At 50.9% G+C, this 16,258-nt stretch carries 17 protein-coding genes; 12 read left to right on the top strand and 5 right to left on the bottom strand.

All coding sequences use genetic code 11. The annotated features are described in order from the left end of the window. Positions 1-5 precede the first annotated feature (5 nt). Genes fliQ through MUA00_RS07155 form a run of 4 tightly spaced genes read right to left on the bottom strand, consistent with a single transcriptional unit; the run spans position 6 to position 2,323 of the window. A complete protein-coding gene (gene fliQ, locus MUA00_RS07170) occupies positions 6-278 on the bottom strand; it encodes a flagellar biosynthesis protein FliQ (protein ID WP_271122418.1) in 273 nt (90 codons plus the stop codon). 2 nt (positions 279-280) lie between these two features. Continuing rightward, the gene (fliP, locus tag MUA00_RS07165) at positions 281-1,054 is read right to left on the bottom strand and encodes a flagellar type III secretion system pore protein FliP (RefSeq protein WP_271122417.1); all 774 of its coding nucleotides are present in this window, start codon (positions 1,052-1,054) and stop codon (positions 281-283) included. Continuing rightward, on the bottom strand, positions 1,051-1,452 hold the full coding sequence (gene fliN, locus MUA00_RS07160; protein ID WP_271122416.1) for a flagellar motor switch protein FliN: 402 nt from the start codon (positions 1,450-1,452) through the stop codon (positions 1,051-1,053). The genes fliP and fliN overlap by 4 nt, the downstream gene beginning before the upstream one ends. After that, complete coding sequence (locus tag MUA00_RS07155; protein WP_271122415.1) at positions 1,445-2,323, bottom strand: FliM/FliN family flagellar motor switch protein; 879 nt, start codon at positions 2,321-2,323, stop codon at positions 1,445-1,447. The genes fliN and MUA00_RS07155 overlap by 8 nt, the downstream gene beginning before the upstream one ends. Before the next feature lie 538 nt (positions 2,324-2,861). Here MUA00_RS07155 and MUA00_RS07150 point away from each other — a divergent pair. Genes MUA00_RS07150 through MUA00_RS07110 form a run of 9 tightly spaced genes read left to right on the top strand, consistent with a single transcriptional unit; the run spans position 2,862 to position 11,915 of the window. Next, on the top strand, positions 2,862-3,908 hold the full coding sequence (locus MUA00_RS07150; RefSeq protein ID WP_271122414.1) for a sigma-54 interaction domain-containing protein: 1,047 nt from the start codon (positions 2,862-2,864) through the stop codon (positions 3,906-3,908). A 19-nt stretch (positions 3,909-3,927) separates the two neighbouring features. Further along, entirely contained in the window at positions 3,928-4,302 is a 375-nt protein-coding gene (gene fliE, locus MUA00_RS07145) for a flagellar hook-basal body complex protein FliE (RefSeq protein WP_271122413.1), read from the top strand. A gap of 10 nt (positions 4,303-4,312) precedes the next feature. Beyond that, entirely contained in the window at positions 4,313-5,992 is a 1,680-nt protein-coding gene (gene fliF, locus MUA00_RS07140; RefSeq protein ID WP_271122412.1) for a flagellar basal-body MS-ring/collar protein FliF, read from the top strand. Beyond that, positions 5,961-6,998, top strand: coding sequence for a flagellar motor switch protein FliG (locus MUA00_RS07135; RefSeq protein ID WP_271122411.1), 1,038 nt, complete (start codon positions 5,961-5,963; stop codon positions 6,996-6,998). The genes fliF and MUA00_RS07135 overlap by 32 nt, the downstream gene beginning before the upstream one ends. 3 nt (positions 6,999-7,001) lie before the next feature. Further along, positions 7,002-7,754, top strand: coding sequence for a flagellar assembly protein FliH (gene fliH, locus MUA00_RS07130; RefSeq protein ID WP_271122410.1), 753 nt, complete (start codon positions 7,002-7,004; stop codon positions 7,752-7,754). After that, complete coding sequence (fliI, locus tag MUA00_RS07125) at positions 7,747-9,066, top strand: flagellar protein export ATPase FliI (protein WP_271122409.1); 1,320 nt, start codon at positions 7,747-7,749, stop codon at positions 9,064-9,066. Before fliH ends, fliI begins: the two co-directional genes overlap by 8 nt. 7 nt (positions 9,067-9,073) lie before the next feature. Continuing rightward, a complete protein-coding gene (fliJ, locus tag MUA00_RS07120) occupies positions 9,074-9,511 on the top strand; it encodes a flagellar export protein FliJ (RefSeq protein WP_271122408.1) in 438 nt (145 codons plus the stop codon). 10 nt (positions 9,512-9,521) lie between these two features. Further along, entirely contained in the window at positions 9,522-10,934 is a 1,413-nt protein-coding gene (locus MUA00_RS07115) for a glycosyltransferase family 2 protein (RefSeq protein ID WP_271122407.1), read from the top strand. Between the two features lie 36 nt (positions 10,935-10,970). After that, entirely contained in the window at positions 10,971-11,915 is a 945-nt protein-coding gene (locus MUA00_RS07110; RefSeq protein ID WP_271122406.1) for a hypothetical protein, read from the top strand. Between the two features lie 59 nt (positions 11,916-11,974). On the opposite strand, the gene MUA00_RS07105 is transcribed toward MUA00_RS07110, so the two are convergent. Further along, complete coding sequence (locus MUA00_RS07105; protein WP_271130462.1) at positions 11,975-12,766, bottom strand: hypothetical protein; 792 nt, start codon at positions 12,764-12,766, stop codon at positions 11,975-11,977. A gap of 361 nt (positions 12,767-13,127) precedes the next feature. On the opposite strand from MUA00_RS07105, the gene MUA00_RS07100 reads away from it, so the two are divergent. Genes MUA00_RS07100 through MUA00_RS07090 form a run of 3 tightly spaced genes read left to right on the top strand, consistent with a single transcriptional unit; the run spans position 13,128 to position 16,251 of the window. Next, on the top strand, positions 13,128-14,987 hold the full coding sequence (locus MUA00_RS07100; protein WP_271122404.1) for a class I SAM-dependent methyltransferase: 1,860 nt from the start codon (positions 13,128-13,130) through the stop codon (positions 14,985-14,987). Continuing rightward, a complete protein-coding gene (locus MUA00_RS07095) occupies positions 14,984-15,592 on the top strand; it encodes an HAD family hydrolase (protein WP_271122403.1) in 609 nt (202 codons plus the stop codon). Before MUA00_RS07100 ends, MUA00_RS07095 begins: the two co-directional genes overlap by 4 nt. Then, positions 15,568-16,251: an NTP transferase domain-containing protein gene (locus MUA00_RS07090; RefSeq protein WP_271122402.1), complete on the top strand. Its 684-nt coding sequence runs from the start codon at positions 15,568-15,570 to the stop codon at positions 16,249-16,251. Before MUA00_RS07095 ends, MUA00_RS07090 begins: the two co-directional genes overlap by 25 nt. Positions 16,252-16,258: the final 7 nt, after the last annotated feature.

The following is a 16,258-nucleotide window of genomic DNA, read 5'->3' as shown; positions in this document are numbered from 1 at the left end:
GTGATTTAGCCTACCAGGCTCGCCGCCTGGTGAAAAATCTCGACGGTAAAGTCCACAAGCTTAGTTAGCATCCACTTACCGCCAAAAATCAGCACCAGCAGCGTAACCACAAGGCGTGGCAGAAAGCTTAACGTCTGTTCGTTAATCTGCGTGGTGGCCTGGAAAATACTCACGCACAGGCCGACCAGCAGGCTGGGGATAATTGCCACCGCAGAGATAAGCAGCACCAGTTGAATGCCGGTAGCCATAATGTCCCCGGCGGTGTCCATGTTCATCATGGCTATAGCCCCTGCACGCTTGCGGTGAGCGTGCCGACAATCAGCGTCCAGCCGTCGCACAGCACAAACAGCATCAGCTTAAACGGCAGCGAAACGATCAGCGGCGAAAGCATCATCATGCCCATGGCCATCAGAATACTGGCAACGATAAGGTCGATGACCAGAAACGGGATGTAAATCATAAAACCAATCTGGAAGGCGGTTTTCAGCTCGCTGAGCAGGTAAGCCGGCGTGACCACGGTGAGATCCTGTTCGCGCGCGTCGCCTTTCACGCCTGCGATGTCCATCATCTGCGACATGGCTTTGTTATTGGTCTGGGCAAGCATGTACTTTTTGAGCGGAACCTCGGCTTTTACCAGCGCCTCTTTCATGGTGATTTCATCGTTCTGGAAGGGCAGGACAGCATCGTTATAAACCGTCGTCCAGACTGGACGCATCACCAGCAGCGTCAGCGCCAGCGCAATGCCGGTGAGGATCTTATTCGGCGGGCTTTGTTGCAGACCAAGCGCCTGGCGCAAAATCGCCAGCACGATAATAAAGCGGGTGAAGCAGGTCATCATCAGCAGCATGATCGGCAGCAGGCCGAGCAGCGTCATCAGGATCAGAATTTCAATCTTGACGTTGTAATCCTGTCCCGCCGCGCTGTTGCCCGCGGTGCTGAAAAGAGTGACGTCGCCGTGGGCAGCATAAAGCAACGGCGAGAAGCTTAGCCCTACAAGCAGCAGGGCGCTCAGACCGCCTTTGTTCTTCAACAGGCGGAGCAACAAACGTTTCATCTTGCCAGCTCGCCCAGGTCTTTATTGTTGAATTCAATAATGCGCAGGCCGTATTTGTCGTTAAGGACCACCACTTCGGCTTTGCCAAACAAAATGCCGTTCACTTTAATGTCCAGCGGTTCGCCCGCGAGCTTATCCAGCTCAATAACGGAATCATTGTTCACCGACATAAGCTCAGCGAGGGAAATTTCAACCGAAGCCACCTCAAGCGTCAGAGTGACAGGAATGCGACTGAACAGCGACATTTTGCGCATCCGATCGAAAGGCGAATTTTTTTCCGGCTCGGGCTGCAAATCCAGGCGAATATTGCCTTCCACAACCTCTTCGCGCGGCATATCGCTGAGGTTGAGATCGTCCAGATTCAGCTCCTGGCCCAGCTCCTGATGTAAATCACTCATAACTCTTCTCGATGGTTTTATCGTTAAACTCGCTTAAGAACAGCTTCCCGCGATCGTCTGCGATAACGGCGTTAAAAATCTGCTCTTTACCGATAAAAACGGGTAAAGGTTCGTTTAGCGAAATCGGGATAATGTCCCCGGCTTCAATGTCTGTCAGTTGGGCAACCGTCAGGTTCAGGCTGGCAAGACGCCCCTGTAACTTCAGCGGCAGGCTGTAAAACATGCGCTCAATTTGCGCGGCGCTGAGCTGCTTCTGGCTGCGCTCTTCTTCGCTCTGGGACGTACGCAGCTCCGCCAACATACGATCGATATGCAGATTATCGAGCAGGACCGTAAAACCGCCGCTGTCATAGCCTTCCAGCTCAAAGGTAATGCACCATGACCATTGGCTAATAACCGTGGAATAATCATTTTTAATTTCCAGGTCCTCGCCAAAGGTATCTTTATTAATGATCAGATGCGTGAGTTCCTGCGCGAGCTTATTTTTCAGGCGCTCTTCTGTTTTTGTTACCGGCTGCGTGAGATCCGGCGTCATCTGGTTGCTGTCTTTACTCAGCCCGTAATAATCATGCAAAATATTTAACAATAATATACGGTCAATATCGAAAGCGATATTTCCGTGGCAGGTGGAGAATACCTGCGTGTTTTTATAAGTTTTATCCATCGCGAATGTCATGTTTTTTAACGAGACATTAACACGAAACTTTTTCAGGAAATAAATGCTTAAGCGCGTGTCCAGAATGTCAAAGCAGTCATTCATCTTTTTTGGCAGTTTATGCCAGGGACGTCCGAGCTTGTTAACATCAAATTTCACCAGGTCAGGGACATTCTCCCGCTGATGGATTCTGATACGTTGTGTTGCAGGCTGCATAAGTGTTCCGCATAACAAATTATTCTGATGCATTGTATTTGCCAGGCTTATTGCCGACTGAATTCATCAAAGAAAAATTTTTAGCTGACTAGTTAAGTTATGAATTCGCGGTGTCGTTTATTGTGAGGGTATAAACAACAAAGGACGTGGTTCGCTCATATCTTTTTTCAGGAAAAGAATTAGACTCTCTTTAGCCCCGTGATGCAAGGGGTTCTGGCTTATTAATGAATTATTTCAGGGTAATTAATAACGGTTAATAACTTGTTTAAGTTGTTGATTTTAAAAAATTAATATTTTAATACCCATTAAAAACAAGACAATTCCTGGTCACCAGGTATACTCGCCCCCACTGAATGCCGTGATACCTGACAAGAGAGCGGTTGAATATCTTAACTATCAAAGTGAATTCATTAAATGCCCCGCATAAATATCGCCGGGTATGAATTTTGCCTTTGTTACCTCAACGTATAAGACACATTTTAGTGCCTCTTTGTTGTCTCCGTCAGTCAGGTTTTTAATTATGAGTTGGTGACGTTTTATGAATATTGCTGTTGACCACGAAACACAAAATGAGAATGGTTTTATTGCCAGCGCTCCCGCCAGCGTAAGCGTATTTGCTTTAGCCCGGCGCGTAGCGCGATTTAATGTGTCTGTGTTAATTACCGGTGAAACAGGAACCGGTAAAGAGTGTGTTGCGAAATATATTCATGAGAACGCCGCTGGTAAAAATTCTCCTTATATTGGCGTAAACTGCGCCGCGATCCCCGAAAGCATGCTGGAAGCTATTTTATTCGGTTATGAGAAAGGGGCATTTACCGGGGCCGTCGCCAGCGTGCCGGGTAAGTTTGAGCAGGCGAACGGCGGCACATTATTGCTCGATGAAATTGGGGATATGCCGCTGGCATTGCAGGCCAAATTATTACGCGTGTTGCAAGAGCAGGAGGTTGAACGCCTGGGAAGCCATAAACGCATTCCTTTAGATATTCGGCTGGTGGCCTCAACAAATAAAGATTTGCAGGTTGAGATTGCCGAAGGGCGTTTTCGTCAGGATCTGTTTTATCGCATTTCAGTCGTACCGATTCACATCACGCCATTACGTGAACGCAAGCAGGATGTTATTCCGCTGGCGCTGCGTTTTATCAACAAATACCAGGCTTTCCACCAGGGAAAAATCCATCTCAGCGACGAGGCGCGTCATGCGCTGTTGAGCTACGACTGGCCGGGCAACGTGCGCGAACTTGAGAACGTCATCCAGCGCGGACTGATTTTGTGTAACGGCGCGGAAGTAACCTCCCAGGATTTTGGGCTGGAGCAGAGCACTCCCTTGCCGGAAGTTCCTGCCGTTGACGTAATGCCGGCTTATGAGGAAACGAAAAGCGGCGGCGTGCGCGGCGCGATGGCCGCCATCCGCAACGTCAAACTGCACGGCCGCATGGCGGAATACCAGTACATCATCGATTTATTGAAACGCCACAAAGGCAATAAATCGAAAACCGCAGAATTTTTAGGCATCACCCCTCGGGCATTGCGCTATCGGCTGGCGTCGATGCGCGACGAAGGGATTGATATTGAATGTTATTCCTGACGCCCGAGAGGACCAGAAGATGGAAAAGATTTCAGGATTAGGCATCAGCGCCTCCCAGCAGGAAATACTGGCGCGTATGCAGCAAACCGCCGCCTTCGCGCAAACCGGCGCCATCAGCCCCTCTTTTACTGTCGCGCCGGCAGACACAAGCCTTATTGGCGCACCGGCGCAGCCCGTTTCATTTGCCAAAGTGATGAACACGGCTATCGACAATGTTGACCAGATGCAGCATGTCGCGAGCGCCCGCCAGACCGCCATCGACACCGGACAAAGTGACGATTTAACCGGTGCGATGATCGAAAGCCAGAAGGCCAGCGTGGCGTTCTCGGCAATGATGCAGGTGCGCAACAAGCTCACCACCGCGCTGGACGAAGTGATGAATATTGCGCTCTAAGGTTTTTACCGTGTTAAACAAAATTAAAGCCAGGCTGCCCGCCGTCGCGTTACCTGCGGGCCTGAACAACAGCAAATTCTTGATTGGCGCCGCGGCGGTTTTGCTGACCGGCGCTATCGTCGTTTCCCTGTGGCGCAGCAATCAGGGTTACGTGGCGCTTTATGGCGCGAACGAACAGTTACCGGTTTCGCAGGTAGTGGAAGTGCTGGGCGGGGAAAATATCGCCTATCGCGTAAGCCCTGACAACGGCCAGATTCTGGTGCCGGAAAACAAACTTTCCCGCGCGCGCATGGCGCTGGCGGCAAAAGGCATCGCCGCCGTTCTGCCGGAAGGCTACGAGCTGATGGACAAAGAAGAGATGCTCGGCAGCAGCCAGTTCGTTCAGAACGTGCGCTATAAACGCAGCCTGGAAGGCGAGCTCTCCAAAAGCATCATGGGACTTGAGCCGGTCGAACACGCCCGCGTCCATCTTGGCCTGAGCGAATCAAGCTCGTTTGTCATGAGCAACAAGCCTGAAAGCAGCGCCTCGGTTATGGTCCAACTGCGCTATGGCAAGCAGCTTGATGAACAGCAGGTGGCGGCCATCGTGCAGCTGGTTGCCGGCAGCGTCCCCGGAATGAAAGCGGGCAGCGTGCGCGTGGTGGACCAAAGCGGCAATCTGCTGTCGGAAAACTTCCAGAACAACAGCAACCTCGCGGGCATTCGTCAGGGCAATGATGTTATTCAGCGTCTGAAAGCCGACACGGAAAAGAACATTTCCGGCCTGCTGACTTCGCTGGTTGGCGCAAATAATTTCCGCATCAGCGTCGCTCCGCAGGTGGATATGAGCAGCGTGGAAGAGACCCAGGAACGCCTCGGCAAAGACGCGCGCGTCAGCGACGAAAGCATCAGCCAGGAAAATACCACCAACGAAATGGCGATGGGTATTCCGGGCTCGCTGAGCAATCGCCCCGTCAATCAGCAACCGCAGCAGGCGGCTGCCGCAGCGAACCCTGCCGCCAGTACGGCTGCGACAACCAGCGATCCTCGCTCGCTCTCCAGCCGTAATCAGGAACAGCGCAAATACGCCTACGATCGCGATATTCGCCATATTCGTCATCCTGGTTACAAAGTAGAAAAAATGCGTGTCGCCGTGGCGTTAAACCAGGCGGCGCCGGCGCTGGCGAAATTTACGCCTGAGCAACTGGCGAATCTGACCAGGCTTGTGGAAGACGCGGCGGGTATCGACAAAGCGCGTGGCGACTCTCTCACTCTCGACATGTTGACATTTACCGCGCCTGAAACAATGGATTTCCCGACTATGCAATGGTGGCAGGACCCCGCCATCCATTCCTGGGGACAAACCGGCGGTATCGGTCTGCTGGCCCTGCTGACTTTGCTGTTTGGCGTACGCCCCCTGGCGCAGCGTTATGGTCGTCGCGAGCCGGTTATCGTGGATAGCGTAGCGGAAGACGTGGCGGAGGTACCGATGCTGGACAAAGCCATGGTGACCACCGAGGAAGGGCTGGCAACAAACACGTCTAAACCTGCTTTCATGATTGAAGAAGACTTGCCGCCGCAGAGCTCGGGTCTTGAGACGAAAGTGGAGTTCTTACAGGTGCTGGCGCAAAGCGAAACTGAGCGTGTGGCTGAAGTATTAAAACAGTGGATTAACAGCAATGAGCGAAATAACAGCAGGCAAGACCAGTAAAAGCGTCGGCGGCAGCACCGGTCGTTCAAAGATTGAACAGGCTGCTATTTTGCTGCTCAGCGTTGGCGAAGATGCCGCAGCCCAGGTGATGCAGAAACTGACCCGCGAAGAAGTCATTCTGGTGAGTGAAACCATGGCGCGGCTGCACGGCGTTAAAGTGACCCAGGCCCGACTGGCGTTAAACAGCTTCTTCCAGGATTACCAGGAACAAAGCGGCATTAACGGCGCATCGCGCACTTATCTGCGCAGCATCCTGAAAAAAGCGCTCGGCGGCGAAATTGCCCGCAGCGTGATTAACGGCATTTACGGCGACGAAATCCGTTACCGCATGGCTCGTTTGCAGTGGGTTGACGTTCCCCAGCTTGCGGCGCTGATTGAGCAGGAGCACCTGCAGCTACAGGCCGTGTTCCTCGCCTTTTTGCCGCCGGACGTGGCGGCAAGCGTATTGAGTAACCTTGCGCAGGAACGCCAGGATGAAATCGTCTACCGCATTGCCAAACTCGATGACGTTAACCGCGACGTCATTGACGAATTAGACAGGCTCATCGACCGCGGCGTGGCGGTTCTCTCGGAGCACGGTTCGAAAGTGGTGGGGATAAAACATGCCGCCAACATCGTCAACCGCATTCCGGAAAACCAACAGCTTCTGCTCGATCAGCTACGCGAGCGCGACGAAGAAGTGGTTGAGGAGCTGAAAGATGAAATGTACGAATTCTTTATCCTCAGCCGCCAGAACGCCAACACGTTGCAGCGCCTGATGGAAGAGATCCCAATCGATGAGTGGGCCGTGGCGCTTAAAGGCACCGAGCCGGTGCTGCGTGCCGCCATCTTCAACGTGATGCCAAAGCGTCAGGTGCAACTGCTGCAAAGCACCACTTCACGCCTCGGCCCTGTGCCGGTCAGCCGTATCGAACAGGTACGCAAAGACATCATGGGAACGGTGCGCCAGTTAGTGGAAGAGGGCGAAATCCAGGTGCAGCTCTTTGCTGAGCAGACCGTGGAGTAAGCCATGTTTAAAAAAACGCAGGATACTTCCCTTGACGCTCTTACCAGCCGCCGCCACGCGGTGGTCAAACCGCGGCTGCATAAGTTTCCGCCGTTGCGTAAAAGCTGGCAGCAAACCGCCGGGGAGCAGGGCGCGCACGGTGAGCTGATGGACCCGGCAGCTTTGCAGGAACAATTAATGCAGGGCTTCCAGGACGGCCTGAACCGCGGCTTTGCTCAGGGCATGGAAGAGGGCAAAAACGAAGGTTACCAGGAAGGCGCGCGTCTGGGTTTTGAAGACGGAATGCGCAAGGGGCTTGCCGAAGGCACTCTGCAGGCGAAACAGCAATTTTTGGAGGCCGCGCAGCCTCTGGAAGGCGTGAGGAGCGAGCTGCAAAAATTCCTGACGGCCTATGAGCAGCGTCGCCGCGAAGAGCTTTTACAGCTTGTCGATAAGGTTGCTCGCCAGGTTATCCGCTGCGAACTTTCCTTACAGCCGACCCAAATGCTGACGTTAATTGAAGAGGCGATTTCAAGCCTGCCGACGGTTCCTGAGCAGATTCGCATCTATATGAACAGCGAAGAGTTTAAGCGCATCAGTGAAGCGGAACCGGAAAAATCCCGGCAGTGGGGGCTTTGTGCTGATGCGGATTTAGCCGCGGGCGAATGCCGCGTGGTTACCGAAACCAGTGAAATGGACATCGGCTGCCAGCACCGCATGGATCAGTGTATTGATGTCTTAAAAGAGACGTTGCTGCCGGAAACGCAAGATGAGTGATCTGGATTTCGAGCAGGCGCTGCGCTCCATTGAGCACATCAACCTTGCCCGCGTGGCAGGGCGGCTGGTTCGCGTCAACGGCATCCTGCTTGAATGCGTGGGTTGCCGGCTGGCGGTGGGGCAAATGTGCCAGGTCGAAAGTACGGACAGCGAAATGATGGACGCTCAGGTCGTGGGATTTGACCGCGACGTCACTTACCTGATGCCCTTTAAACATCCGTCCGGCCTGATTGCGGGCGCGCGGGTTTTCCCGGCCGAAAAGCAAGAAAGCGTAATGATTGGCGATCGGTGGCTTGGGCGCGTGGTCAACGGTCTGGGCGAACCGCTGGATGATAAAGGCAAGCTGGGTGGCGATACTTTGCTCGCACAGCTTTTGCCGCAGGTTCACCCGCTAACCCGTCAACCGGTCGACGAGCCGCTGGACGTGGGCGTGCGTGCCATTAACGGTCTGCTGACTATCGGCAAAGGGCAGCGCGTGGGCCTGATGGCCGGCAGCGGCGTCGGTAAAAGCGTGCTGCTGGGCATGATAACCCGTTATACCCAGGCCGATGTGGTGGTGGTGGGGCTGATTGGCGAGCGCGGGCGCGAAGTAAAAGAGTTTATCGATAATGCGTTGCAGGCCGAAGGGCTGGCGAAATCGGTGATTGTCGCCGCACCCGCTGACGAATCGCCGTTGATGCGCATTAAGGCCACCGAGCTGTGCCATACCATCGCCAGCTATTATCGGGATAAAGGCAAAGATGTGCTGCTGCTGGTGGATTCCCTGACGCGTTATGCCATGGCGCAGCGTGAAATCGCGCTGTCTTTGGGCGAACCTCCTGCCACCAAAGGGTATCCGCCCTCAGCCTTTGGCATGATCCCGCGTCTGTGCGAAAGCGCCGGGAACAGCTCAGGCAGCGGCACCATGACTGCGATTTATACCGTCTTAGCCGAAGGGGATGATCAACAGGACCCGATAGTTGACTGCGCCCGTGCGGTGCTGGACGGCCACATCGTGCTGTCCCGCCACCTTGCGGAAGCGGGGCATTATCCGGCAATCGACATTGGCCAGTCCATTAGCCGCTGTATGTCGCAGGTAACTACGCGGGAACACCAGCGCGCCGCGCGCGCCCTCAAGCAACTTTATGCCGAATACCAGAGTATCAAACCGCTTATTCCCCTGGGCGGTTATGTCGCGGGCGCCGACGCCACCGCCGACCGGGCGGTGAACCTCGCCCCGGCAATCACTCAGTTTTTACAGCAGGAAGTGCACGACGTGGCGCTCATGGACAAAACCGTTAATGACCTGAGCCTGTTAGCGCAGGCGGGATAACTCAACGATGAGCAAGTTAATCCTTACCCTTGAACAGCTTCACCTGCTTCGTCATCGGGCGGTAGAAGACCTCAGCCGGCAGCTTTCTTCACAGCGCCAGCTTTGCCAGCGTTTTGAAAAGAATATTTCCGCGCTCAGGTCGTTAGCCTGCGGCATGAGCGAGGCGGCAGGCACCAGCGCCGCGCTGCTCACTAACCATTCCGGTTATAAGCGCAACCTTCAGCGAGTCATTGACTGGCAGAAACAGGAGCAGGCTTTAGCCTCCCTGGAAGCGCAAAAAATTCAGGGCGCTTTGCTTGAGGAAGCAAAGCGGGAAAAAAGCCTGGAGCTGGTGCTGGACGAGCGTAAACGCCAGCGTGCGATGGATGAAAATCGTCGCGACCAGAAAAATACCGATGCCGTGTCGGCGCAGTGCTGGCTGCGCCAGAAACTTGCCCAACGCTAAGAGTTAAGCCATGAGTAAAACCCAACCCCAAAGCTCGCTGCTGGATAATCTGTTAAAGCGCCAGCGCGCGGCCGTCGCGACCAGCACGCCGTTCGTCAGCGTGGTTTGCCCAAGTTATAACCGCCGCGAGTTTCTGCCCTATCTGCTGTATATCTTTCAGTATCAGGACTACCCGGCGGATAAGCGTGAACTGATCATTCTGGATGACTCCGAGCGCAGCAATCAGGATTTGATCGACATGATGGTGGACGGCGGCCTGCAAAACGTACGCTATATCCACAGCAAAGAGCGTCTGGCGCTGGGGAAAAAGCGTAATATGCTCAACGAGATGGCGCAGGGCGAATACATCATTTGTTTCGATGACGACGATTATTATCCGCCGAATAAGCTCTCTTATCAGGTTCGCGAAATGCAAAGCCATAAGGCCTTATTCTCGGGTAGCGACCAGATTTATGTCTGGTACAGCCACCTCGACAAAATCTATCTCACGAACTCTTTTGGCGCCAACCATGCTCTGAACGGCACGTTTGGCCTGCACCGTAATTTGCTGAAGAAAAATCGTTACGAAGACGATGCGATGCTTGCTGAAGAGCAGGCCTTCCTGCGTGGATTCACTACGCCGGTGCTGCAAATTGACCCGAAGCAGGCCATTGTCTGCATCTCTCACAGCGCCAATACCTACGACAAAGATTTTATTCTGGGCAGCAGCACGCCGGTGGATCTGCGTCTGGAGGATCTGGTTGAAGATCAGAACCTTCTGGCTCATTACCGCCGTCTGAGCCGTGCGCCGCTGAATACCGCCGTTTTGTGGTCGGCATTCGGAAAAGTGGCGGTGATTTATGACCCGCTTCAGGAAGAGGCGCTGATGCAGCAATGCGAGGAACTGGTGGCGTTTGGTATTCCGGCTGAAAAACTGCTGCCGGTTGCCCGTCAGCAGCATACAAACGCGAAAACCGCCGAGCTGAAGACGCACATCTCGGTGCTGGAACAGGCGCAGCAGCAGGGCTGGGAAAACGTGCTGCTGCTGGACGCGAGCGTGCGCTTTGTCAAAAAAGAATCTTCGGTCAACCTGGTCAATGCTTTGCTCAGCCAGTTAAGCAATATCGACTGGCATGTCCTGTTGCTGGGTGCGCGATACAACAATTTGCGCCCGATGGCTTCGCTCAAAGGCGTCGCCCGGATTTACAGCGCGGATTGCGGAATCGCTTATGCCGTTAACGGTAATTACATCCCTGTTTTGCTTGAAAGTTATCGTCTTGCGCTGGGCGAGGAGCAAAGCCGGGATCGGGCATGGAACCTTCTGATGCCACAGCATTGCTGGCTGGGTTTCTATCCCGCTTTTGCTTTTGTCCAACGTGCGAATGATGAAACAACGGGTCGTGAAACCGACTGCACGCACTGGTTTTTCCGCAAACACAGTTAACTAACGAGTACCGCCGAGGCGGCGCTGGGGAAGAAAATGGAAACGATAGAACGTTATCAACCTGAATTTGTTGTACGTCACCAGGCCATTGCCGGGACGTGCCGGTGTCCTGCCTGCCAGAAAGCCGAAGGCGACTGGCCGCAGGTGAGCCTTTGGCTGCATAACCAGCAGCGCGACAGCCTGGAGCCCGGCTGCGAAAGCGTTGCGCGCGAACTGCTGCTCAATCCGCAAGCCTTTACTCTGCACGTTTCTCAAGGTGAAACTCCTGGAGAGCAGGTCTTGTCGCCGTGGGCCGAAACGCTTAATCAGCAGTGTATTAATCTGGCGGTTAACCCTTCGCTGTCGCTTGAAGGAAGTCTTTATGCTATTGGCGTTTTGCTAAGTAAAGCGCAGCAGTATTTTGACGAAGGGAAAAATGAGCCGCAACTGTTGATCTCCATGGGCGAACAGTTGGCGATCCTGGCGGAGCAGGGCGTACTGGAAGAGCAAATCAGCCTGTTGCCAGCCATCGAAGAAAACCGCCTGACGACGCTTAAAGAGATGGGGCAAATGCGCCTTACTCTTAACCTGCCGATGGCGCAAAAAATGACCATGATGCTTAAGCTCAGCGAACTATCGATTATGCAGCCAAGCCGCCTGAGCGAACGTTTACAGGAGCTTGAGCAGGCAGCGTTGGACTGCACGGTGTTTAGCGAACGCCCGCACATCCTGCGCAATGTCCTTATTTATCGTCTTTATAGCGATGTATTCCCGGGCATGGGTTGCCAGAACTTTGGCGCAGCGCTGCTTGGGCTGACCCGTCAGTTCTTCCAGCTTAAAATGCTCAGCGCGATTTGGGTTGCCGATAACCAAACGCTGAGCGAAGAGCAGATTGTGACGTTATTCAGCGCATGGTTTAGCTGGTCAAAGTTCAACAGACCGACGGCGAGTGACGGGAGGAGTTCGGATTACAATCTTCTTTATGGCTTATCGCTGCTTTAACGCTGGCAACCCGCGGCCAACCCCATGAGCTGGCCGCCAGAATATTGTCGTTACGCACTCTAAACGCCTGCTTCTTTATTATCCCACCCGTTTCCATTTCGCACGTGGCCCCAGGCCGGGGAGATGCCATTTTCAAACTGATAAATAAGCGCCAGGATAAGCTTGAGGTTAAAGCCCATCACTTGATTATGCTGGGTAAGCAGCCTTGACTTGCTTTCTATTAAATTAAAATGTTCATAGTGAGAAAATAAGGGCAGGTGAGGAACGATTTCGCTCAGATATTGTTCATCAACAGGGGAAGTAAAAAGATAGATATGGCTATTTTTTTGTTTCGTCTGCTCAACCATATAGGGCAACTTCGCGTTGAGGTGAGCGATGTTGGTTTCGGTAATGGTGCCCATCATCTGTTTACCAACATGTTCCCAATAACTGCCGTGGGCGACATAGCTGCCGATATTAAACTGCGGCACGGCAGTTATTATATTATTAAGGTTATGTTTAATGCCGTAATAGAGCGCCATGCTGCCGCCTTTCGAACCACCAACGATCGAAACCCGGCCGCACTTCAGATAGTCAATCACGCCAGAAATAAGCAGGCTCACGCCTGATTCAATATCAAAAGACATATTATTGCAGAGGTAATAGGCCGGCAGGCCGTTAAAATCGTCTTTAATCCACAGAATATGAGAATCACAATGGGTTAACACGTTGCTGCAATCATAAATGGTGGGATCGGGAATGTTAAATCCTGACATGACAATTAACAAATGATCGCCATCCCCGGCTGATTTTTTAAATCGATAATGAATCGGGAGCTTGTTTCCCCTGTTAAAGATAAGATCTTCCATCATTGGCCTGTTTAGTGAGCGAGTAAAGTGAACGGTTTTAAAAAGAAATAATCTTAACAATAAACAGAGGAATAATAAATTTTCATTTTATCTGCCGTTGATTTTATTTTTTTCTACCGGTAAGAGGAAACAGTATTTCCGCATTGTATTAATGATGGCCCGGCAAAGTAGATACGGCGGGCAACAGGGAATTTAAAAAGCAGCTAATGAGCATAAAGCGGAAACGGAATTTCCTGTTTGATTATCTTATCATCTGAAGCGACTGCGCATTTTGGTGAAGTTTATGTAAGTGATTGATATTAAAAATCATATTAATGTTGGCACACAAGTTGCTATAAAGGGATGACTTAGCAGGAGAATTGCAGTGAAAATTAAAGTAGATTTTTTATTCCAGTGGGCCCCGGGATGGACTAATTTTGAGTCCGTAATATCAGCGCTGAACCAGGACGGTAACTTCTTATGCCGCGTGATCCTGCTTCCGTTTCACCACAGCGGTAAGGAGGATCATGAGAATAAACAAGCCAGGGAGTTCCTGGATGCGCAGGGCGTAGCCTGGATTTGGCACGAAGATTATGCTTTTTCAACTTTCCAGCCGGATATGGTGTTCATTCAAAACCCTTATGATTTTACGCGTCCAGCCAGATTTAGCTGCCGTTCGCTGAAGGAAAATAATATTAAGTATGCTTATATTCCCTACGGCCTTGATGTAGGCGAAGGGCAGCAGAATCTTACCTTTCAGTACAATATGGATTGCCATAACTTAGCGACATGGATTTTTGTGCGCTCCCGCCAGCATAAAGATTTCTATAAAAGATATTGCCATGCCGGAAATAAACATGTTCATGTTACCGGTCATCCCAAATTTGATAGCCTGAAATTGTGGCAACGCAATCATAAAAATGAGCGGAAGACTTTATTATGGACGCCACATTTCGTTGAAGGCAATCTCAAAGGATGGTCAACGTTTAATCTCTATTGCGACGCCATGCTGTTTATCGCAATGAATTACCCTGTCGATCTTATCGTTCGCCCTCATCCTTTGTTTATTGGGCGGCTGAAGGCATTTGGCGGAATTGCGGTTGAAAAATTTACTCAACTTGTTGAATATACTAAAGTTATTAGCAATATTACTTTCGATTTTGAGCCGTCTTATCATCACTCCTTTTGCAAAGCGGATGCCCTGATGGCAGATGCGGGTTCATTTTTATTAGAGTTTTTACCCACCAAAAAACCTATTCTTTATCTTACCCATGAATCATGTTTAGGATTGAACAAAAGCGCTCAATTTGTGAATAAAAGTTATTATATCGCCAGGGCGGAAAAAGATATTGATGACTTTGTTAATATGGTTCTGGCTGAAGAAGATCCTAAGCAAAGCAAAAGATTAAAAGCCCTCGATGATAATTTCTTTATACCCGCCATCGGCGCTGGCGATGAGATTCGTCAGGTTTTGACACGGCATTTCAAACATAAAATTGCCAAACAAACACGCCTTGAAAATGCCCAGGATGTTCAGTTAGATACGCAAAGCGTGCTGAAATTTTTTGAGGCGCGGGCGACGCAAAGCAAAGACAGCCACCCTCTGACAATGACGATGTACCAGACCGTTGAATTAGCGACCCGGCGCGATGAGCACGAAAAGGCGTTGATCCTGCCAAAGCTGGCATTATCCGCAAGGTCGTACGTACTGGATATTGGTTGCGGCAACGGACGCTGGTACGAAGCGATTAAAAATGATGGCCTGGATTACGTTGGCATAGATTTTTCTCCTTCCCTTATCGCCATTGCGCAAGAAAAGTATAAAGAAAGCCCCTCCTGCCAATTTCACACTGGAAAAGCAGATGAAATTTCTCCACAGCTAGTGGGCAAGGGAAAATCTCCGTTTACCCACGTGATCGTAACCGGGGTCATTATGTATTTGAATGACAATGAGGTCATTCGCATGCTAAAAAATCTGGCGGAGATAACCCAACCGGGCACAACAATATTTTTGCGCGAGCCCGTCGCCAATAATGTCAGACTGACGTTAGATCAACACTGGTCAGAAGATCTTAACAGCCATTACAGCGCTATTTACCGGACGCAGCAGGAACTCTTCGCGCTCATTTCTGCCTGTTCAGATGCCATACATATCGAGCTGGTGGAAGCCGGAGACATGTATCCCCATGAACTTAATAATCGTAAAGAGACTCAGCAACGTTATTATGTGTTGAAAAGAAAATGACTAAAAATTTACTGTGTTTTGACCTTGATGGCACGCTTACCCGGCGCGAACTCCTGCCCCTGATTGCCAATGAGGTCGGCCTTGAGCATGAATTTGAGGTGCTTACCAAGCTAACCGTTGAAGGCACCATCAGCTTCGAAGAGTCCCTTCGTTTGCGGTTTGCTATTCTCAAAAATATTCCTGTTGATATTGTCCAGCAAATCATTTGCCATGCGGAGTTGTTTGGCAAAATTATTGAGTTTATCCGTAATAATAGCAAGCGCTGCTTTGTTATTACCGGGAATCTGGATATCTGGATTGAAACGCTGATGAAAAATCTCGGCTGCCGATATTTTTCCTCAAAGGTAACCGCCAGCGATAATCGGTTGCAGTCGTTAGATTATATACTAAACAAATCTACGGCAATTAACGTTTTAAAAAGAGATTATCCTCAACACAATATTATTGCATTCGGCGATGGTTTAAATGATTACCCGATGTTTGAGGCGGCAGATAAGTCTGTTGCTATCGGTTTAACTCATCAACCGAGCCGTGTGCTTATTTCAAAATCGAACTATGTTATTTATGAAGAGGAGGCCTTATGTCGTCTGTTAAACACGCTATAATTGCTGCGGCAGGCTTAGGGAGCCGACTGGGGCTGGGGCGAACAAAATGTTTACTAGAATTAAATAACCGCCCGTTAATTTCTTATCTGCTCGCTTTATTAAAAGATGTAGAAGATGTGCGAGTGGTCGTTGGTTTCCAGGAGCATGAGGTAATGGATGAGGTTCTGCGTTACCGAAAGGATGTCACTTTCGTTCGCAATCCTGAATATTTATCTACCTCTACGCTTACCAGTTACTGGCTGGGCTCGCAGGGAATCAAAGAAAACTGCTTATTTATGGATGCGGATATTATCTTTGAGCCTGAGAGCTTTATGAATTTTAAAAAATTCTGCATGGAGAACGTTACGGATAATATTATTGCGGTGACCGAAGCAAAAACCCGCGATGCGGTATTTGTTGAATCCCGAATGGGTAAGGTGACTCAGTTTACCCGTGAACAGGAAACAGAGTATGAATGGGCAAACCTCTGCTTTATTCACCCCGACCTGCTGGTCAGAACCGGGGAGTCAGTTTATAAGCAACTAACGCAATATTTACCGTTGACGATGCGGGAAATCGTTTCGTTTGAAATAGATACGAAGTGCGATATGGAAAAAGCGCTCTATTCAAGCATCGCCAGCGACCGATTTTATTCTACGTCTGCCTGCGCCGAAGTTTGACTTTAGC

The sequence above is a fragment of the Dryocola boscaweniae genome, from assembly GCF_025215095.1.
Lineage (GTDB): Bacteria > Pseudomonadota > Gammaproteobacteria > Enterobacterales > Enterobacteriaceae > Dryocola > Dryocola boscaweniae.
This window is presented reverse-complemented; position numbering and strand designations above follow the sequence as displayed.